19 protein-coding genes and 1 pseudogene are annotated in these 18,622 nt (G+C 60.4%); 11 read left to right on the top strand and 9 right to left on the bottom strand.

What is annotated here, in order from left to right:
- Positions 1 to 128: 128 nt before the first annotated feature.
- Positions 129 to 1,112, bottom strand: coding sequence for a squalene cyclase (locus tag CO660_RS18785; protein ID WP_097599997.1), 984 nt, complete (start codon positions 1,110 to 1,112; stop codon positions 129 to 131).
- 457 nt (positions 1,113 to 1,569) lie between these two features.
- On the opposite strand from CO660_RS18785, the gene CO660_RS18780 reads away from it, so the two are divergent.
- Positions 1,570 to 2,400 carry a response regulator gene (locus tag CO660_RS18780; protein ID WP_097599996.1) on the top strand — a complete coding sequence of 277 codons (831 nt, stop codon included), beginning with the start codon at positions 1,570 to 1,572 and terminating at the stop codon, positions 2,398 to 2,400.
- Between the two features lie 186 nt (positions 2,401 to 2,586).
- Complete coding sequence (locus tag CO660_RS18775; protein WP_097599995.1) at positions 2,587 to 3,918, top strand: diguanylate cyclase; 1,332 nt, start codon at positions 2,587 to 2,589, stop codon at positions 3,916 to 3,918.
- Between the two features lie 30 nt (positions 3,919 to 3,948).
- On the opposite strand, the gene CO660_RS18770 is transcribed toward CO660_RS18775, so the two are convergent.
- Complete coding sequence (locus CO660_RS18770) at positions 3,949 to 4,968, bottom strand: GlxA family transcriptional regulator (protein ID WP_041678677.1); 1,020 nt, start codon at positions 4,966 to 4,968, stop codon at positions 3,949 to 3,951.
- 282 nt (positions 4,969 to 5,250) lie between these two features.
- Complete coding sequence (locus CO660_RS18765; protein WP_085778497.1) at positions 5,251 to 5,451, bottom strand: hypothetical protein; 201 nt, start codon at positions 5,449 to 5,451, stop codon at positions 5,251 to 5,253.
- A 432-nt stretch (positions 5,452 to 5,883) separates the two neighbouring features.
- On the opposite strand from CO660_RS18765, the pseudogene CO660_RS34485 reads away from it, so the two are divergent.
- From CO660_RS34485 to CO660_RS18750, 3 genes and pseudogenes are all read left to right on the top strand, one after another.
- Positions 5,884 to 6,237, top strand: a pseudogene (locus tag CO660_RS34485) (hypothetical protein); the annotation flags it as partial.
- A 125-nt stretch (positions 6,238 to 6,362) separates the two neighbouring features.
- Positions 6,363 to 6,596: a DUF2171 domain-containing protein gene (locus CO660_RS18755; RefSeq protein WP_097599994.1), complete on the top strand. Its 234-nt coding sequence runs from the start codon at positions 6,363 to 6,365 to the stop codon at positions 6,594 to 6,596.
- 79 nt (positions 6,597 to 6,675) lie between these two features.
- Positions 6,676 to 6,861 (top strand): DUF3008 family protein, encoded by a 186-nt coding sequence (locus CO660_RS18750; protein WP_097599993.1) that lies wholly within the window; start codon positions 6,676 to 6,678, stop codon positions 6,859 to 6,861.
- A gap of 21 nt (positions 6,862 to 6,882) precedes the next feature.
- Here CO660_RS18750 and CO660_RS18745 read toward each other — a convergent pair whose 3' ends face one another.
- Positions 6,883 to 7,602 (bottom strand): MgtC/SapB family protein, encoded by a 720-nt coding sequence (locus CO660_RS18745; RefSeq protein WP_097599992.1) that lies wholly within the window; start codon positions 7,600 to 7,602, stop codon positions 6,883 to 6,885.
- A 239-nt stretch (positions 7,603 to 7,841) separates the two neighbouring features.
- Between CO660_RS18745 and greA the strand changes: the two genes are divergently transcribed.
- On the top strand, positions 7,842 to 8,324 hold the full coding sequence (gene greA / locus CO660_RS18740) for a transcription elongation factor GreA (RefSeq protein ID WP_097599991.1): 483 nt from the start codon (positions 7,842 to 7,844) through the stop codon (positions 8,322 to 8,324).
- 176 nt (positions 8,325 to 8,500) lie between these two features.
- Here greA and CO660_RS18735 read toward each other — a convergent pair whose 3' ends face one another.
- A complete protein-coding gene (locus CO660_RS18735; protein ID WP_097599990.1) occupies positions 8,501 to 9,394 on the bottom strand; it encodes a LysR family transcriptional regulator ArgP in 894 nt (297 codons plus the stop codon).
- Positions 9,395 to 9,494: 100 nt separating this feature from the next.
- Between CO660_RS18735 and CO660_RS18730 the strand changes: the two genes are divergently transcribed.
- Positions 9,495 to 10,103, top strand: coding sequence for a LysE/ArgO family amino acid transporter (locus CO660_RS18730; RefSeq protein WP_097599989.1), 609 nt, complete (start codon positions 9,495 to 9,497; stop codon positions 10,101 to 10,103).
- Between the two features lie 60 nt (positions 10,104 to 10,163).
- On the opposite strand, the gene CO660_RS33875 is transcribed toward CO660_RS18730, so the two are convergent.
- Positions 10,164 to 10,376, bottom strand: a complete 213-nt coding sequence (locus CO660_RS33875; protein ID WP_097599988.1) for a hypothetical protein — start codon at positions 10,374 to 10,376, stop codon at positions 10,164 to 10,166.
- A 113-nt stretch (positions 10,377 to 10,489) separates the two neighbouring features.
- Here CO660_RS33875 and CO660_RS18720 point away from each other — a divergent pair, with 113 nt between their 5' ends.
- Positions 10,490 to 11,389, top strand: coding sequence for a LysR family transcriptional regulator (locus CO660_RS18720; RefSeq protein ID WP_085778489.1), 900 nt, complete (start codon positions 10,490 to 10,492; stop codon positions 11,387 to 11,389).
- 98 nt (positions 11,390 to 11,487) lie between these two features.
- A complete protein-coding gene (locus tag CO660_RS18715; RefSeq protein ID WP_011425752.1) occupies positions 11,488 to 11,643 on the top strand; it encodes an entericidin A/B family lipoprotein in 156 nt (51 codons plus the stop codon).
- Positions 11,644 to 11,687: 44 nt separating this feature from the next.
- Here CO660_RS18715 and CO660_RS18710 read toward each other — a convergent pair whose 3' ends face one another.
- Together CO660_RS18710 and CO660_RS18705 are read right to left on the bottom strand one after the other, a co-directional pair.
- Positions 11,688 to 12,035 (bottom strand): hypothetical protein, encoded by a 348-nt coding sequence (locus tag CO660_RS18710; protein ID WP_097599987.1) that lies wholly within the window; start codon positions 12,033 to 12,035, stop codon positions 11,688 to 11,690.
- 32 nt (positions 12,036 to 12,067) lie between these two features.
- Entirely contained in the window at positions 12,068 to 13,066 is a 999-nt protein-coding gene (locus CO660_RS18705) for a glycine betaine ABC transporter substrate-binding protein (protein ID WP_097600089.1), read from the bottom strand.
- Between the two features lie 642 nt (positions 13,067 to 13,708).
- Here CO660_RS18705 and CO660_RS18700 point away from each other — a divergent pair.
- Positions 13,709 to 15,178, top strand: a complete 1,470-nt coding sequence (locus CO660_RS18700; RefSeq protein ID WP_097600088.1) for a cobyric acid synthase — start codon at positions 13,709 to 13,711, stop codon at positions 15,176 to 15,178.
- Between the two features lie 349 nt (positions 15,179 to 15,527).
- Positions 15,528 to 16,736, top strand: coding sequence for an adenylate/guanylate cyclase domain-containing protein (locus CO660_RS18695; RefSeq protein ID WP_348627646.1), 1,209 nt, complete (start codon positions 15,528 to 15,530; stop codon positions 16,734 to 16,736).
- Positions 16,737 to 16,742: 6 nt separating this feature from the next.
- Here CO660_RS18695 and CO660_RS18690 read toward each other — a convergent pair whose 3' ends face one another.
- Positions 16,743 to 18,533: a chloride channel protein gene (locus CO660_RS18690; RefSeq protein ID WP_097599986.1), complete on the bottom strand. Its 1,791-nt coding sequence runs from the start codon at positions 18,531 to 18,533 to the stop codon at positions 16,743 to 16,745.
- Positions 18,534 to 18,622 lie beyond the last annotated feature (89 nt).

Genomic DNA, 18,622 nt, shown 5'->3' with positions numbered 1-18,622 from the left:
ATTTCATGACTGAGCGCCGGTATGTAGATGGAACTCGCCGATTTAATGTCGGCGTCGTCCGCTTCACCGTGTGATACGTTGGGAATTGCTGCAGATCGAGGCGCTTCCTGCGTTCGCTGGGTTTGCCGTCAGTGTCTGACTGATGCCTGCCTATCCCACCATCTGAGCACCCGCATCGCCCGCAGTGTGATCCAGCGCGACGGCTGACCTTGAGCCTCGTTGACATGGAACCAGACGCGCCCGGGCAGGGTCCAGTCCAGCAGCCATCGGCCGTCGTTCGAGCGCCTTGAGCGAAGGTGGCCGATCGCCTCGCCGAGACGCGGATCAGGATCGGCGCCGGTCAACATGGCGCTTGAGCGGAAATAATAGAGCGCACGCAGGATGTCGTAGCGCCAGCGATTGGGGTGGAGGAAGCGCAGGAAGCGTTCGTCCGCCGGTTCGCCGGTGCCGAGGCGGCGGAAGAGATTGCGTTCGAGCAGGAACTTCTCGCCGGTGCTGCGCGCCTCGCGAGACTGGGGCGTGCCGCCCGTCGATCTTTCGAATTCGAGCAAGCCTTCCAGCACGTTGATCGTGCTGGCGAAAGAGGAGCGAAGGGAACCGCGGACTCGTTCGCAGTTCCAGCCGCTGTCGTCGAGGCGCTCGCCGGTGAGCCTCTCCACGATGCGGGAGACGTCGATGCCGAAATAGGCGCCGTCTGCGACGGTCCGGCCGTTGATGCATTCCTCGACTTCACCCTCCCAGTAAGGCTGGCCGCCTTCTTCCCAGTGGGCGCTGGCACCGAGCAATGCGACTGTGCGTCTGGCCCGTTCCGATGACGGGTCGAAGCCGAACTCTCGCAGTTGCGACAGCGAAAATGTCGTGGCCGTCCAGGGCTGGCCGTGCTCGCGCCACTCACGAGGATCGAAATCGGCCGGTAGAAAGGCGCCGCCTGCCCATTGTCCATCGTCGTCCTGAAAGGAGAGGAGCTTTGCGCCCCAGCCTTCGGTCTCCACTTTGGCTCGCTCTGCCATCCATTCCGGCTGCGGGGCGTCAAGCAAGTCGCACATCACCTGCCAGCGGATCGAGGGGTCGGAATCGAGAAGCCATTCGATCACCGGGTCGGGTTTGGTCATGGGCGGACCTCTTCGGCGGAACGGTCGGTAACCTGTTATAATCGCTTTGACCGCGTGCTGCCAGCGCGACGGGGCGGGGTGGGCCTTTCACGCGCACGACCAGTACCCATATCCCGCGCTGCCGCATTGATCCTCAATCATATCTGCAAGAAATTGGATGCGGCTCATCGGCGGTCAAGGCTGGTGACGCGCAGAACCCAGGGCGTCATCCTCGGTCCTCTCGAGGATCTGTCTCACATCCATTAAGTGTCTGAGAGTAAATGTTTTCCGTCAAGCAATCGCTGTGGCCAGATGCTCGGGACTAGGCCGAGCATGACCGGAGGAGACTTTGTCAACAAAGGGGTGACCTCACCGGGCCGCTTCTTCGTTTTATATCGCGCCGTGCCGATTAATAATTAGTCAAATCAATTGATGTATCAGTTCGGGCTGGGGACAGTTCTTAATTTAGAGGTTTACCATGGCGTTTTTGGGTATTTCGGGGATGCAATATTCCGGAGAGATGTTTGCCGACGCGCGTATTATCGTCGCGGAAGATTCAAACGTATTCACCTCGATGATCAGCAAGCGCCTCAAGGAGTTGTTCGACATTGATGTGGAGATCTGCCGTAACTTCGAGGATCTGCAGTTTTCCTACGACAAATCGTCCGATCCCATCACGCTGGCGATTTCGAACATCAACCTGCCCGGTGCCGAAAACGGCGAAGCGCTTGAATATCTGGTCGATCTTTCCATCCCGACCATCGTCTTTACCGGCACCTTCCATGAGGGCATGCGCGACAAGCTGATCGCCAAGGATATTGTCGACTACATCCTCAAGGACAATATTTTCGCCGTCGACCTTCTGGCGGAGTCGATCTGCCGGTTCCTGACCAATCATCGCCATCACGTGCTGATCGTCGACGACAGCGCGACGGCGCGCGCCCTGCTGTCGAGCCGGCTGAAGCGCTATAGTTTCCGAGTGAGCACCGCCGAAAATGGCGCCAAGGCGCTGGAGATCCTGAAGTCCAATCGCGACATCGGCCTGATGATCACCGATTACAATATGCCCGATATCGACGGCTTCGAACTGACGCGGCGCATCCGGGCCCATATCGGCTCGCACGAATTGCGCATCATCGGTGTTTCCTCGTCCTCGAACCGGCTGCTTTCGGCGCGGTTTCTGAAGGCCGGCGGCAACGATTTCATGCTGCGTCCCTTCATCGACGAGGAGTTCTACTGCCGCGTCAACCAAAATCTCGACACGCTGCTGCAGATCCAGTCCATGCGCAAGGAGCGGGCAGTTGCCTGATGGCTCTTCCAGGATCAGGGTTGAGATGAAGCCCGTGGCGATGGCCGCTGCAGGGCGCCGGATTTTTGCAATTACAGGTAACCCTAGTATTTGTCCCCTTCACGTGGACGAGGGGCTCGGTTATCGTTCGCCGCGCCGTAGGCAGGGCCGAGTCGAGCTCGTCAGGCGCATGGGGGAGTAGCGGCTGTGGCTTTTCAGGCGGATTTTCAGCGGGATGGTCTTGGGCTGCGTTCCGGCGGGCTCAAGATACTTCTGGTTGAAGATTCCCGGATGTTTTCCGCCGTGCTTTGTCATCGGTTCCAGACGGAACTTGGCCTTGCCGTCAAATCCTGCTCGTCGCTGAAAGCGCTTCGCAGGGAACTTGCCGAAGATGGTCACGGCTACACCATGGCCGTCGTTGATCTCAACCTGCCGGATTCGCCCTATGGCGAGGCGCTCGACTGTACGATCGAGCACGATATTCCAGCAATCGTCTTCACCGCCACGTTCGATCTCAACACGCGCAACAAGATCATGGAGCGCAATGTCATCGATTACGTGCTGAAAGACAATGAGTTCGCGCTCGACAATCTGGTCGCCACCGTCCGCCGCGCGATCTCCAACCGCAAAACCCGGGTGCTCGTCGTCGACGATGTGGTCTCGGTACGCCAGGTTCTCGTTGATCTCCTGAAGGCACAGCAATATCTGGTCGTCGAGGCAAGCTCGGGGCTCGAGGCGCTGGCGGCGCTCGAAGCCTATAGCGATATTGAACTCGTCGTCACCGATCATCACATGCCCGACATGAGCGGTTACGAGCTGACGCGGCGCATCCGCCATCGCTTCGGTTCAGACCGGTTACGCGTCATCGGCGTCTCCTCCTCCAACGATCGTATGCTGTCCGCGAGTTTCCTGAAAGCCGGCGCCAGCGATTTCGTCTATCGGCCCTTCGTGGCCGAGGAGCTTCAATGCCGCATCGCCAACAATGCGGAAACACTGGCGCAGATGCGCCAGTTGAGGGCCGCTGCAGCCTGCGACTATCTCACCGGCCTTTATAACCGCCGCTATTTCTACGACAATGGTCCGAAGCTGGTGAACGAATGCCTGCGGTTGAAAGTGCCAAGCTCGGTCGCCATTCTTGATATCGACCATTTCAAACGGCTGAACGACACATACGGCCACGAGATCGGTGACAAGGTGCTGAAGGCGGTTGCAAACAGGCTGTTCACGATCTTCGATGGCAGCGACAACCTGCTCTCGCGCCTCGGCGGCGAGGAGTTCGCCATCCTGTTCCCGCAGATGGATTCGGCCGCCGCCACCAAGCTCTGCGACGAGATCCGCTCGGATATTTCGCGGCTGAAGGTAACGGCCGACGACGAGGAACTCGGCGTCACCATCTCGATCGGGATTGCCGAAATTGGCAGTTACGAAACCTTCGAAAATTACCTCAACGCCGCCGACCAGTTCCTCTACATGGCCAAGCATCGCGGCCGCAACCAGGTCTATTCCGACGCCAAGATGACGGAGGAGGCGGCGCAGTAGGTTGCTTGCGCTTACTCGGCGTCATCAGCCTCACGCCGCAACGGCCTGCCTTGCCGTTGCCATGGTCATCTTGCGCTCGGCGCGTTCCTGCTGCGGCGAGCGGTGGTAGAGTTCGCGATAACACTTGGAGAAATGCGAGGCCGAGACGAAGCCGCAGGCGACGGCGACCTCGACAACCGGCATCGAGGACTGAACCAGCAGGTGGCGCGCACGGTCAAGTCGGATTTCGAGATAATAGCGGGCCGGCGAACGGCCCATCTCCTGGCGGAACAGCCGTTCGATCTGGCGTCGGGAGAGGCCGGCGCCATCGGCGATCTCGATCAGCGACAGCGGCTCGGCGAGATTGCCTTCCATCAGCTCGATGATCGACAGGACCTTGGCGTTCTGCACACCGAGGCGGGCGCGCAGCGGCAGGCGCTGGCGGTCGTGCGGGTTGCGCACGCGGTCGGTCAGGTGCTGTTCGCAGATGCGATTGACCAGGCTTTCGCCGAAATCCTCACCGATCAGGTTCAGCATCATATCGAGCGAGGCGGTGCCGCCGGCGCAGGTATAGAGATTGCCGTCGACCTCGTAGAGATCGGCATAGACCTCCGCCTGCGGAAAGGCTTCGGAAAAGCCGGGCAAGTTCTCCCAGTGGATGGCGCAGCGCTTGCCGTTCAGAAGACCGGCCTGCGCAAGCACATGCGCGCCCGTACAGAGGCTGCCGACGGCGACGCCGCGATTGTAGCATTCGCGTAGCCAGGCATTGACGGATTTGTTGTTGAATTCCTCGATATCGATGCCGGAACAGACGAGCACCATGCCGGGACGGTTTTCGCCGCCGAGATGCCGGCGTTCCTCGGCGAGCGAGGAATTCGCCTCGATGCCGATGCCGCAGGAGGAATAGACCTTTTCTCCGTCGACCGAGGCAAGCCGCCAGGTATAGGCCTGATAGCCGAGCATGCGGTTGGCGATGCGCAAGGTGTCCACCGCTGCCGAAAAGGGCAGCATGGTGAATTGCGGTACCATAAAGAAGACCAGTGAGCGCTTCTTGATCTGCATCCTGTTCATAGCGAAATCCATGCTCGAGGGGCGATGACATATTCGTTGCGCGGAATGCGTCGCGCCGATGTCCTAAAAGCGACAGTGGCATGGAAAAATGCGGCCGAGAAGAGCAAATATGCGACATTGACCGGAATTTGATCGGTCACATCGCCGGTCGGGGCAGAAAGAAGGCTCACAGACGGCTGAAATTCGAGACTGAAGACGGCGGGGCACTGCACAGCGGGCACGAAAAAGGCGGCGTTGCGCGAGGCAGACGCCGCCCTCATCTCAGGAGGAATGTCGCATTCATTACATGGTCCGGTGTTTGCTGTCGTCGGTGCTCGGCCAGCCGATATCCTTGCGGACGTCAAACGGCATGGCTTCAATTTCACGGGCGGTCCGCCAGCGCGTCCAGGCAAGCACGAGCTTATGGGCGTAGTGGCCCAGATCGAAGCGGCCTTCGCCGGAGGGGAGGGTCTTGCCACCACCCCGATAGGTGAGCGTGGTCATTATTCAGTTCCTTTCCTAAGTCAGCGGCATGGTCGTCGATGGGAGGATCGTCCATGTCCACGCAGTTAATATGGGCGTCGGGAACTCATCATTCAAACGAATAGAGCTTATGGATAGCATCAAGGAGATTGAACGATCTCAGCGCCTTCCAACAATGGCCCATGGCTCGCACTGTTGGGAAAGAGGACAGCTGGCGACCTTGCGAAGCGGCATGCGCTACACTCTAGGTTCATAATCGAATATCTCGCTGCGTGTCGGCGGCGAGGCCAGCGTCACGGATTTATGAACTTGTCATAGGTCTTAGCGACGAACGGCGCCTAATCTTCTTAAAGAGATGCACAACGGCATAGCACGGCGCTGAGCGTTCGGGCCTTGCCCCTCATTCCCGATAACCCCAACGGAGCGGACATGCCGAGCCACAGCCAACTGGCGGCGATCGGACTGGTGTTCGTCAATCTCTTCAGCGGCGTGCTGGCCCCGTTGCATATGCCGCGCTATCGCTGCGCCTAAGCCTTCTCTCCATTTTCCTACTTCTGCTGGTCGTCGCCCTGCTCGTCGGAGGGCGCGCTGCCGCTCCCTCGAAGGACGCTCGCGTGTTCGCGGGCGTCCTGGATATTCCTTATCCTGTTCGGTATGAGGGTATCTCCGCTGCCGGGCAGCGCCGCGAACTCCCTGGCGAGCCGTATTGCCTATGTCGCGGCAGCCTTGATCGATGCGCTGCTCCTATCGACGACTCTGTGGCCGCCGGCAGAGGGAAGCAAACCGGCTGCATCAGGCCGCTCTTAAGTCGAATGTCGATCGCCCATAGAAAGCCGTGCTCATGTCGGTGAGCGTGCTGCAAAAAGCTTTGGAACCATGTCCCTCCCACGTCGTTGCCGCTTGGTAACTGCCAATGATGCAAGGAGGAAACGATGATTTCCGCAGATCAGATCCGTGAACACATGGAAGTGCGGGCTGCCGACGGCACTCACGTCGGAACGGTGGATGAGCTTGACGGTCCGACCCGCATCAAGTTGACGAAAACCGACTCGGAGGACGGCAAACATCATCTGATTCCGCTCGATTGGGTCGATCACGTCGACGCCCATGTTCACCTGTCGAAGAATGCCCGGGACGTCCGCAGCCAGTGGGCCACCATCAATTGAGGAGTGAGAGGCAGCGGCTTAGACTGCGGCCTCCTCCTGCAAGGGGCCTCATTCCTCGTCCGGACGAGAGGAGATCGAAATGCCAGCCAAATCCAAGGCCCAGCAGAAAGCGGCAGGTGCCGCACTTTCAGCCAAACGCGGAGAGACGCCGAAGAAGGAACTCAGGGGCGCTTCGAAGCAGATGGAAAAATCCATGAGTGAAAAACAGCTCGAGGAATTCGCGTCGACCAAGACCAAGGGCAAACCCGAGCATGTCTCCAGATGATCGTTCAAGACCCCGCGAGACCTATGTCGTGGTCGAAAGCATCGAAAATCCTGCGACGTCATAGGCCTCTGAAAGTGCATCGAAAATCGCGCGGGCGGAGCCGTCACGGTCTTTGGCCATCCATCGCAGCTCGAACGTGACGCCAGGGCGGCCCTCGCTGGTCTTCCCAAAAGAAACGAATTGGGCAGCGCAACCGAACGGTCCAAGCACCTCCGACAGTTCCGGCAACTCGGCTTCGGAGCTGTGAATGACGAGTGTTGCTTTCTGTTCGCAACGCAGCCACATGTCCAGCTGCTTCATCGGCGACAAGATAATGAAGGCGACCGCGGTCGCTGCCGTTCCGGTCAGAATCTGGCCGCCGCCGAAACAGAGACCGACGACGGTCATGAACCACATGGTCGCGGCCGTGGTGACGCCGGTCATCGTGTCTCCACGCCTCAGGATGGCGCCGCCGCCGATGAAGCCGACGCCCGTCAGCACGCCGAGGGGAAAGCGCAGCACGTCCATCTGAGTGAAATAACTAAGGGTTTTTCCGTACGTCGATAGAAGGAGGTTTGCCTGGATCATCGCCAGGCAGGCGGCAAGAGCCACCAGGATCGTAGTCCTGAAGCCCGCCGCGTGACCGCCGCGCTCGCGATCGAGGCCAATCAGTCCGCCTGCGATCACCGTTAATATGATCCGTAAGGCGATCTCCCACCAGCTTGGCGTGAGCGGCATCGCTTCCGTCAGGAATGAAGGCATGGCCCGATCCCGACTGTGTTGCCGCTCTTTCGCTGCCGGCCGAGCATTCGTTCCTCCTGGGCTACAGTGCATCGGTTGAGATAAACGCAATGTCGGCCAGGACGTTCCCGGAACGCCAGGAGCGTTGACGTTTGCAACAGGGCAAGATTGGCGGTTTGTCGGTCATCGGTGTATGGTTCCGGCGGGGCAATTCCCCCACCAATCATAAGAGTGCGTTGCGTCTAAAACGGAGACATCGATTGGCTGTTGCCTTCACCAAGGAAGAGAGTTTCGAAACCGCTTCGGAAACCCTGTTGCCGGACCGGCCAATTTCGCCGCATCCCGACCTCGTCACGGAAGCGGGATTGAGGGCTCTCGAATTGCAGTTTCAGCAGGCGCGCGCGGCCTATGATGCGACGAGCGCCATCGAAGACGTAAATGAGCGGCGGCGGCAGGCTGCCAATCCTGTACGTGATCTCCGATACTTATCGGCCAGACTTCGCACCGCCCAGCTGATGCCTAACCCTACGTCAGCCGACGTGGTTGCCTTTGGCAATACGGTCACTTTCAGCCGCGACGATGGACGCGTGCAGACTTATCGGCTCGTTGGAGAAGACGAAGCAGATCCCAAGGCGGGATCGATTTCCTACGTCTCTCCGGTGGCGCAGCTGCTGATGGGCAAGGCTGTCGGCGATGTGGTGGAGACAGGCGGCCAGGAGCTGGAGATTGTCGCCATCTCCTAGAGAAGATCGGCAAAGTTTGCGGAGTTCGGAGACGCCGCCGAATTCTCCGGCGAGAGCGAGCGGATCGGTACGAAGGACCAGCGAGTTCGGCAGCCGCACGGCCTACGTGTGATCGTTCCGACCGACTAAATCCCTCTGCCGGGGTGGAGCCTGGAGAAGAGGTATCTTGACGGTCATTAAAGCCGACGCTTCGCCACGGCGACGACCTCGCGCGTCAACTCCGCCAGGCGGTCGGCGGCGAGGCGGTTTATCTGCCAGTAGAGTGGGACGTCCAGCGGCGTGTCGGCAACAAGTTCGACGAGCCGCCCCGATGCGAGATGATCGCGGGTGAGCTGGGTCGGGTTCATTCCCCATCCCATTCCGGAAAGAGTGGCTTCGACGAAGCTTTGCGGCGAGGGCAGCCAATGTGTGGGGTAGTCCAGATCTTGGCTGAAGGTTTGCCTTACCCAGCTGCTCTGAAGCCTGTCCTTTTGATTGAAGGTCAGGGCCGGAGCGTTGCGGATCGCCTCCGATGTCACGCCGTCCGGGAAGTGGCGGGCGACAAAATCGGGTGTCGCGGTGGCGTTGTAACGGAGAGTTCCAAGGGCGAAGCGCCGGCATCCCCGGATCGGCTTCTCCAGACTGGTGACGGCTGCGATCACCCGTCCCCGCTGCAGCCATTCGGCGGTGTGATCCTGATCGTCGACGGCGACATTCAACAGATAGGACGAGGTCTTGGAGAAATTCGACATGGCCTCCACAAACCATGTTCCGAGGCTGTCGGCGTTAGTCGCGATCTGTAGCGTGACCCTTTGGCGTGGCTCGTCGGGATCGACGAGAGCCGGCAGCTCCCCGAAAAGCTCAACCTCCAGCATGCCGACATTCTCCACGTGACGACAGAGCCATTCCCCTTTTTCGGTCGCCGTACAGGGGGTGCCCCTGGCGATCAGGATGACTCCGAGGCGTTCTTCGAGCTGCTTCACCCGCTGCGACACCGCCGACGGCGTCACATTCAACACGGTCGCCGCCCTTTCGAAGCTGCCGGTCTGGACGACGGTTGCAACGGCGCGAAGAGCGGGATAGTCGAGCATGGATTAGTTTCGCTTAACTAAGGTAAGAGGGATTAATTAGACTAAGCCAACTTCACGCGATACCGCAACTCTGTCGAAGCTGAGAGCGGTTGGCGAAACGATGAATTTTTCAATTTATATCACGGGTCTAATGATGGGCCTCAGCTTGATCGTCGCGATCGGCGCGCAGAACGCCTTCATTCTTCGACAGGGCCTGCGTAGTGAACATATCTTCGCCGTCTGCCTTACCTGCGCCTTGTCCGACGCGGCGCTGATCATGCTCGGCGTGACCAGCCTCCGGCAGATCGCCCGATTGCTGCCTTGGCTCGATCCGGTCATGCGCTACGGGGGAGCCGCGTTTCTGGCCTGGTACGGAGCCAAGAGCTTCTATTCCGCCTTACGGTCGTCCGCTGTGCTCACAGTTACGGAAGCCGACACGGCAAGCTTTTCCCGGACGCTTGCGACTTGTCTCGCGCTGACCTGGCTTAATCCGCATGTCTATCTCGACACGGTCGTGCTGCTCGGCACGATATCGACGCGCTATCCGGGGCAGCAGGCTTCCTTTGCCGCAGGCGCCGTAACCGGCTCCTTCCTATTTTTCTTTGCGCTCGGATATGGCGCGACGTGGCTGCGGCCGATCTTTTCCAAGCCGGCATCCTGGCGGATGCTCGAGACGCTCGTCGCTGCGACGATGTGGATTATCGCCTTCAAGCTGATAGGCGGGATGTGAGTCGATCGCCGTGTGAGGCGATCGGCCCGGCGCCTGTCGGAACCGAGCCAGAGATCCGCATTATGCGCGCGTTTCCACGAGTCTCAGACCCCGCTTTGGTCGGGCAGCGACGTTAAGGAGCGGCGACTCCATTTCACGCTGGCAGTCGGCCAAGAGGTGCGACGGAAATCGCTTCAATTCCCGGAGCGCATGTTCGTGATTCGCATCCCTACGCCGGCGCGTCTTGAATGCGGAAACGGCCTGTAGGATATTCCAGGTGCTTGATTGCGCCATGTCTAGCCTCCTTTGCTGCATCAGTTCCGATGCGTAGACTATGGGGAGCGATTGACATTCAATCAAACAAAATGATATGCGGTTAAAGATCAGAAAAATTGAAAGATGCGACGATGAGCCTTCCCTTTCGCCGTCCCATTCCTTTGCTTGACAACGATGTGTTGCGCACCTTCGTCGCCATCGCCGAGACGGGCAATTTTTCCACCGCCGCCGAAGCGGTCTTCCGGACGCCGTCGGCGGTCTCCATGCAGATCAAGAAGCTCGAGGAGCAGCTCGGAGCGACGCTGTTTTTACGCGATGCCCGCTCGGTGTCGCTGACGCGCCATGGCGAAATGCTGCTCTCTTACGCCCGCAACATCCTGGCGCTGTCGAACGAGGCGGTGTCGCGCTTCATCATGCCGGAACTGACCGGGGTCGTCCGGCTCGGCGCGCCGGAGGATATCGGCGAGCGGCTGCTGCCCAGAATCCTAAAGAGCTTCGCCGAGAGCTATCCCGGCATCATGGTCGATGTGACGATCGACATGAGCGTCGGACTGAAGAAGCGCATGGAAGAGCAGAGGCTCGACCTGGCGCTGATCAACTGCGCGACTCGGCCGTTTCCGACCGGTGGCGAAGTGGTGTTTCGCGAGCGGCTGGTCTGGGCCGGCGCAAGGTGCGGCTCGGCGCATCGGCGCGATCCGCTGCCGATTTCGATCTGGGAGGATGGCTGCATCTGGCGGCAGGAGGCACTTGCCCAGCTCGAACGCAACAAGCGGCCTTATCGCGTCGCCTATCTCAGCGGTCACACGATGGCGCAGCGCGCCGCCGTGCTTTCCGATCTCGCCATCGCGCCGCTGCCGCTCTCCTATGTCAGCGAGGACATGTCGATCCTCGGCCTGCAGGAAGGGCTGCCGGAGCTCGGCTCCTTCGATATCCGGCTGCTGACCGCCTCGCAGATGTCGGGACCGATCGAGACGGTGGCCGACAGCATCCGGAGCGCGTTTGCCGAGAGAGCGAAGGCTGTCGCCGCCTGAGGATGTCTTTCAACCGTGAACTTTTTCGCCACTTGTGCGTTAGGGGCGCGGATGGCATGAGTGCCGTTCGGGGTTGATTTCAAACAAGGATATTCGAAATGACGACAACGGCCAAAATTGCCGCAGCCTTCATGGTTCTTCTTGCTCTTTCCTCCTGCGGCAATACGATCCGCGGTATGGGAAAAGATACGGCGAACGCCGTCAACGCCACCCAGGATGCAGGCCGCTCGGTCGACCGGGCTGCGAGGAAGTAATCGGCCGGCAGCTTTGCCGGACTGAAAGGCCATCCGAGGCCGGATCAAGGCGCCGGAGGATATGCCTTTTCGAGGCCGCCGGATCGGCTAAGACCGGTCCGGAAGGCTTGGTAGGCGGGATGCTGGCTTGAGCGAGCGGTTTCCATCAGCCGAATCTGCAGGCGATGCGGCGCCTTGGTCCCGAGCCACAATCCGAGATTTTCAAGCTTCAGCGAGTTCAGGAAATGCGACTTCGCGGCAAGGTCGAGATGGCGTCGCAGGCCGTCGAGCAGGTTGTCGTCCTGGGCGGCATTTTCCATGAGCAGGGCCAGATATGATTTACCGGCTTCCGACAGCGCGGCGAGCTTTTCCGCAACGGTATCGCGGTCGGGAAAGGGAAGGTTGCCTGTCATTCGAATCGTCCGGTCGTTGGCGCCATCTGCCGTTATAGGCTCGCTTTGACTTTTTCGGCTACATCGGCCGGCACCCATTTCATCCACAGGTTCTCGTAATTGCGCAGGAAATAGATCGCGGCATCCTCGTTGCTTTCGCGATTTTCATCCTGCCAGGCGAGCACTTGGTTGATCGTCTCATTGTCCCATTTGCGGGTCTTGAGATAGGTCGTGACAGGTCCGGCGCGGCTGGCGAAAGACCTAGTCATCAGCGTGAAGGCGCGCGAGACCGGATAGGAATTGAGCTCAGGCCTGATACAGCCGGCAACCGCGGTGCAGCGGTCCCATTCGGCCTTGTTGTGACTGACGCCGAAGCTCAGCCGCGTCATGTCGTATTTGCCGAGGATGGCGGTCGGCGCCCAGTAATAACCGAGCCAGCCGATCTTCTTGTCGAAAGCCCGAGCGATCGAGGCGTCGAGCCGCTGAGGACTGCCGGTTTCGACAAGTTCGAAGCCTTTCTTGTCGGCGGCAAGGGCCTTGAAGAGGTTGGTGGTCGATATCTGGCAACTCCAGTCGGCGGGACAGTTGTAAACCGCGCCTTTCGACGGATCGTCCTCGGCAGGGAAAAGCTCGGGGTGCTTCAGCGCGTCCTCGACCGAGCGAATATCGGGATTGGCGTCGGCAATGAATTTCGGGATAAACCAGCCCTCGACCGCGCCATCGGCGAGTATCTCGGCGCCCTGCACCAGCCGACCGGTGTTGACGGCCTGATCGAGCAGGGCCCTGACGGAATTGATCCAGTATTCCGAAGCGATATCGGGGGTGCCTTTTTCGTTCATCGAGGTGAAGGTCGGAAGGGTGTCGCCGTCGACGATGGTGACGGAGCAGCCGTAGCCCTTTTCCAGGATGATCTTGTCGAAGTTTGCGGCAATGCCGGCCGAGGCCCATTTCATTTCGGCGATCGAAACGTTGCCGCACTCGGCGGCTTCGGCCGGCGCGGTCGCGCTAAAAAGAGCCGCGGCAAAGACGGCCGAAATCAAAAGCGTCTTCATCGTCTTCCCCGAATTGTTCTTGGGCAACGTGCTGCCGGGATTATCCAGGCGGCGATGCCGCAACAGGCGTTTCCCATTCACGGGCGCCGTCCGACCGGCTCCGGCAACGCGTCGCAGACCATATTTCAATGGCGTATTTTGTCGAAGCCTACGCGTTCGTTCGCAGAAATCAACCGTCTTCTGCTCGTGGTTACGGTACTAAATTATTGAATTCGAATAATATAGTTCGCTGCTGAAATTTCCTCGGATCGAAGAGAGACGCTGTCTGCGAACGCCGGCTCAACGGTGATGGAAACCGCCGAGCAGATCAAAAAAAGTCAAAATTAACTTTTGCGTAAGCCTTCAATAACTCTCCGGTAAGAATGTGCCGTTATCAGTTGGGGCGTGGCGGCAACGACCGCTGCTTCTCCGGTTCAGGTAGTGCGTACCGGAGAAAGCGAGCTTCGCCGTGTAGGGGCGAAGACGCCTGAGTTTTCGGCAAACCGCGCAGAGCCAAGGCCATGCGCGGTTTTCGCGCTTTTGCGAGAATAGTCGAAGTCTTGACCCGGGATCGGCGGCCATTGTAGGCCTCGGGCTCGTGCATCGGCCTGAAAATCTGAACCGATTTTCGGAAGCGCGATGCCCCAGGGAAAGGCGGCCGCCATGGCAAGAGCGATCATGCTGCAGGGAACCGGCTCGGATGTCGGCAAGACGGTGCTGGTGGCGGGTCTCTGCCGGCTTGCGGCCAATGCCGGGCTCACCGTGCGGCCGTTCAAGCCGCAGAATATGTCGAACAACGCGGCGGTCGCCGATGACGGCGGTGAGATCGGCCGGGCGCAGTGGCTGCAGTCGATGGCTGCACGCACGCCCTCTTCGGTGCACATGAACCCGGTGCTGCTCAAGCCGCAATCGGAAAACGGCAGCCAGATCATCGTGCAGGGCAGGGTGTTCGGGCAGGCGAAGGGGCGGGATTACCAGCGGCTGAAGCCGCAACTGCTCGGCGCCGTGCTCGAAAGCTTCGAAAATGTGTCTGCCGGCGCCGACCTCGTCGTCGTCGAGGGTGCCGGCTCGCCGGCGGAAATCAATCTTAGGACCGGCGATATCGCCAATATGGGGTTTGCGACCAAGGCGGGCGTGCCCGTCGTGCTCGTCGGCGATATTAATCGCGGCGGCGTCATCGCCTCGCTGGTCGGCACGCAGGCGATTCTCGATGAGGGCGATCGAGCGATGATCGCAGGTTATCTCATCAACAAGTTCCGAGGCGACGTCTCGCTCTTCGATGACGGGATTCGCGCGATCGAAGGCTTCACCGGCTGGCCCTGCTTCGGCGTCGTGCCGTGGCTGCAGGCTGCCACGCGCCTGCCGGCCGAAGATTCGGTCGTGCTCGAACGGCTTGCGAGGAGCGGGGCCGGGGCGCTGAAGATCGCCGTGCCGATGCTGCCGCGCATTGCCAATTTCGACGATCTCGATCCGCTGAGGGCGGAGGCGGATGTCGAGCTGGTCTTCGTCCGAGGGGGCGAACGGTTGCCTGCCGATGCCGGTCTCGTCATTCTTCCAGGGTCGAAATCGACGATAGCAGACCTCGCCGATTTCAGAGTTCAAGGCTGGGACCGCGATCTTGCGGCGCATGTCCGGCGCGGCGGGCGGGTGATCGGCATTTGCGGTGGCTACCAGATGCTCGGTCGTATGGTGCATGACCCGCGCGGCATCGAGGGCGGCACGAGCGAGACGCCGGGGTTGGCGCTGCTCGACGTCGAGACCGAGATGGCGCCGGAGAAGACCGTGCGCAACAGCCATGCCCGCTCGACCGAATATGACGCGCCGCTTGCCGGCTACCAGATCCATCTCGGCATCACCCGTGGCCCGGATTGTGTCAGGCCTTCCGCGATCATCGACGGCGCCCCTGATGGAGCGGTTTCGGCGGACGGCCGGATCATGGGCACCTATCTGCACGGGCTGTTCGGCAGTGACGCTTACCGCGCCCGGCTGCTGGAGAGCTTCGGGCTTTCTGGCGGACAGGGGAACTACCGTGAGAGCGTGGAGCGGGCGCTTGACGAGGTTGCAGGGGAACTGGAGCGCTGCCTGGATGCGCGGTGGTTGGGTGAGTTGCTGGAGGTCGGGAGAATTTGCTGAGCGCAAGGGTAGTGAAGAGTGTGCCTTGTGGCTCCCTCATCCGACCCTTCGGGCCACCTCTTCCCGCTGGGGAGAAGAGGGAGCAAGTCGCCGACCATCGTTTTCCTACAGTAATGGTCTCAAATTGGAGTGAGGCGCTGCCACGAGACCCTTCTCCCCCGCGGGGAGAAGATGCCGGCAAGCAGATGAGGGGGCCACAGGCACATACCTATACTGTGTATCCAATTCTCTATCACATCATTCTCGCGGGAGTAGTATCGTAATGCGAAGCAGGCTAAAAAGTCGTGTGTGCGATAGACCTTTCGGCGCCTGTCCTGTTGTTCCCGGCGCCGGCCTCGATGGTGACGCAATTCCTGGTTCCCCACCTCATGCGGAGGTTTTCAAAATTAAAGATCATATTCAGTGGGTTATAGAGCAGGGAATCACCAGCGAGCATATCGGCGATCTCGTCGCCGGCCTGTGTGAACGGCTGATCGCGGACGGGTTTCCGATCTGGCGGGCAAGCATCCGCATGCCGTCCCTACATCCTATGTATCGCGGCATCGCGGCCAATTTCATGCGGGGCGGTGAGACCGTTCTCGAGAATGCGGAGCACGGCAGCGAGACCGAGCGCAACTTCGAGAAGACGCCGATATTCTTTCTTCTGAACCGCGGTGAGAAGACGGGGCGGTGGAACCTGGCGAAAGGCGAGGGTCTCCACTATGGCGAGCTCCACCAATTTGCGCTTGCCGGCGGCACGGACCATGTGGTCAATCTTTTCGAGTTCCCGAAGGAAGTCGCGCTGCGCGGGCTCGGTTTCTCTCTGACGAGTGACGCTCGGGGCGGATTTTCAGATGATCAGCTGGCGATCATCGATGAACTGTTCCCAGCGCTGGGGCTTGCCGCTTACCGTGTCGCGGTTTCCAAGACCGCGACCGATATCCTCGCCGTCTATACCGGCGCCAGGACGAGCGCGCGCATCCTTGCCGGTGAAACCCGCAGGGGAATGGGCGGCTCCATCGACGCCGCCATCCTGCTTGCCGACCTCCGCAACTTCACGGCGCTGACCGAGGCCTATCAGCCGGGGGAGATCGTTGGCTTTCTCAACGAGCACTTCGAGCTGATCGACCGGCACGTCGAGGAAAATTCCGGCGAGATCCTCAAGTTCATGGGCGATAGCGTGCTGGCGATCTTTCCGACGGACGCCGAAGATCCGCAAATGTCTTGCAAGGCCGCATTGGCTTCGGCACAGAACCTGTTGAGGGCAAACGAGGAGCTCAATCGCGAACGGACGTTTTATGGTGGCCCCGATATCGGGATTGATGTCGTCTTGCATCTCGGCGAGGTTTTCTACGGAAATGTCGGCGCCCAAGGCCGGCTGGACTTCACCGTGATCGGCAGGGCGGTCAACGAGGCGTCGCGGCTCGAGAAGCTGTGCGGAACGCTTGAGCAGCCCCTGCTGCTGTCGGAAAGCTTCGCAGCGACCTGCGCTGTGCCCTGCGACTATCTCGGCGCTTTCGAGCTGCGCGGCGTCTCGAAGAGAGCCGACGTTTACAGGCTTGCCGGCGCCGCTTCTTAGGCTCGCTCAGATCTCGCCCGACACCTCGCGGCGGCGCCGGTCGAGTTCTTCGCTGTAGCGGCGCAGCGTGTGGCTTTCGCTGAGCTGTCCCACGACCTTGCGCTCGATCAGATTGTTGACGACGGCGAGCGCTTCGCTTTCGTTCTTGTCGAAGATCGCCGCCGCCTGTTTGGCATTCATCTGCGGCTGCAGGAAATCATTGCGATAGCGGATGAAATCGGCAAGCGTCTGGCCCTCGTCCTGAGCGTCGGTCGGGTTAGCGTAGATCTCCGGGACCAGTACGAGGCCAGCATATTTGTCGTTCTCGTCGACGAGAATGACGCGCTGGGTCGAGCCGATCGGGAAGGCCCTCTTGAAGTCTTCCAGCGAGATATCGGCTCTTGCCGTCTTCACGTCGGCGCGCATCAGCTTGTTCACGGTGAGATTGCGGATCCAGCCGACGTCGTGGGCGCTGCGGATGCTCTCGCCGCGCAGATGGAAACGCCATGTGGCGAAGGAGTAGCCGAAGGTCGAGCGCACGACGAGCGAGGAGGTGATGACGGCCGCAAGAACAAGTGCCGTGATCGGGAAATCGCCGGTGATTTCGAGCGCCAGAAAGGTCATCGTCAGCGGCCCGCCAATGACGGCGACCGCCAGGGAACTCATCCCGACCACAGCATAAATGACCGGCGTTAATGTCGCATCAGCAAAATAGGGGCCGCAATAAGCAAAGAGCTTGCCCAGCAGGGCGCCCATGAACAGCGAGGCGAAGAACAGACCACCCCTGAAGCCAGAACCGATCGAGATTGCCGAAGCCAGCGATTTCAGGAGAAAGAGACCGATCAGCGCCGGGATCGCCACGTCGCGGGACAAGTTGAGATGCAGCGCCCCGTGGCCGGCCGAAAGCACCTGCGGCGAGATCATCGCGAGAAGCCCGACGATGATGCCGCCGAGCGCCGGCCGAAAGGGCGGAGCGATCGAGCTTTTGCGCGCCACCTCCTCGATGAAGGCCACGCCCTGCATGAGGAGAATGCCAACGCCGGCGCAGAAGACGCCGAGCAGCAGCGCCGGGATATAATCGGCCGGCACGACCGAGCCGAAGCTGCCGATATCGATGGTGAAATCGCCCTCGGCAAGCAACCTTGCGATGAGGGTCGAAACGAGGGCGGAGACCACTACCGGGGTTAGCGATACGATGGTGTAGGTGCCGATGATCAGCTCGAAGGCGTAGAAGGCGCCCGTCAGCGGCGCGTTGAAGGCGGCGGCAATGGCGCCGGCCGCGCCGCAACCGACGAGGATGCGCAGGTCCGAGCGGCGCAGCTGCAGCTTCAGGCCGAATTTGGAGGCAATGCCGGCGGCGAGCTGGGTATAGCCGGCCTCCAGGCCGACGGAGGCGCCGAAGCCGTTGGAGATCAGGTTCTGTACGGCAACGATGATGCTATCGGTCAGGGAGAGGCGGCCGCCATGCAGAGCATTCGCCTCGATCGGGTCGACCATGGGTTTCTTGCGCCGTTTGGCGAGCACCAGGAACAGCAGGCCGAGCAGGGCGCCGCCGATGACGGGGGCGGTGAGCAGCAGCATCTTGTCATGGATTACCGACGCGCTCAGCCTTTCGCTGTCGGCGATGCCGAAAACAAGCTGGTGCAGCTGGTTGGAGACATAGCTCATGCCGGTCACGGCAAGCCCCGAGGCGATGCCGACGATGGCACCGGCCAGCGAGAGGCCGACTTCGCTGCGGCGCGTCAGGGCGCGCAGTCGCCCCGGATCGAAGAAAACACGCAGCGCGCGCAGGCGGCGCCGATCCAATTTCATAAGCATGGCTAGACAACTAGGCGAGGAGAGGCCGGGTCAAGGGCGGAGGTGCAGTCGCCTTGCAACGCAATTGCGGCGAAAGGCCGACGGACACG

Origin of the sequence: Rhizobium sp. L9 (assembly GCF_002531885.1) — a bacterium.
GTDB lineage: Bacteria > Pseudomonadota > Alphaproteobacteria > Rhizobiales > Rhizobiaceae > Rhizobium.
The sequence above is the reverse complement of the archived record's forward strand: the minus strand, read 5'-3'. Positions and strand labels throughout refer to the sequence as shown.

Coding starts and splice junctions, on each gene's coding strand:
- CO660_RS18755 (WP_097599994.1), top strand. CDS start 6,363: ATGATTTCCGCAGATCAGATCCGTGAACACATGGAAGTGCGGGCTGCC.
- CO660_RS18735 (WP_097599990.1), bottom strand. CDS start 9,394: ATGCTCGACTATCCCGCTCTTCGCGCCGTTGCAACCGTCGTCCAGACC.
- CO660_RS18720 (WP_085778489.1), top strand. CDS start 10,490: ATGAGCCTTCCCTTTCGCCGTCCCATTCCTTTGCTTGACAACGATGTG.
- CO660_RS18770 (WP_041678677.1), bottom strand. CDS start 4,968: ATGAACAGGATGCAGATCAAGAAGCGCTCACTGGTCTTCTTTATGGTA.
- CO660_RS18750 (WP_097599993.1), top strand. CDS start 6,676: ATGCCAGCCAAATCCAAGGCCCAGCAGAAAGCGGCAGGTGCCGCACTT.
- CO660_RS18690 (WP_097599986.1), bottom strand. CDS start 18,533: ATGCTTATGAAATTGGATCGGCGCCGCCTGCGCGCGCTGCGTGTTTTC.
- CO660_RS18765 (WP_085778497.1), bottom strand. CDS start 5,451: ATGACCACGCTCACCTATCGGGGTGGTGGCAAGACCCTCCCCTCCGGC.
- CO660_RS33875 (WP_097599988.1), bottom strand. CDS start 10,376: ATGGCGCAATCAAGCACCTGGAATATCCTACAGGCCGTTTCCGCATTC.
- CO660_RS18730 (WP_097599989.1), top strand. CDS start 9,495: ATGAATTTTTCAATTTATATCACGGGTCTAATGATGGGCCTCAGCTTG.
- CO660_RS18785 (WP_097599997.1), bottom strand. CDS start 1,112: ATGACCAAACCCGACCCGGTGATCGAATGGCTTCTCGATTCCGACCCC.
- CO660_RS18715 (WP_011425752.1), top strand. CDS start 11,488: ATGACGACAACGGCCAAAATTGCCGCAGCCTTCATGGTTCTTCTTGCT.
- CO660_RS18700 (WP_097600088.1), top strand. CDS start 13,709: ATGGCAAGAGCGATCATGCTGCAGGGAACCGGCTCGGATGTCGGCAAG.
- CO660_RS18705 (WP_097600089.1), bottom strand. CDS start 13,066: ATGAAGACGCTTTTGATTTCGGCCGTCTTTGCCGCGGCTCTTTTTAGC.
- CO660_RS18745 (WP_097599992.1), bottom strand. CDS start 7,602: ATGCCTTCATTCCTGACGGAAGCGATGCCGCTCACGCCAAGCTGGTGG.
- CO660_RS18780 (WP_097599996.1), top strand. CDS start 1,570: ATGGCGTTTTTGGGTATTTCGGGGATGCAATATTCCGGAGAGATGTTT.
- CO660_RS18710 (WP_097599987.1), bottom strand. CDS start 12,035: ATGACAGGCAACCTTCCCTTTCCCGACCGCGATACCGTTGCGGAAAAG.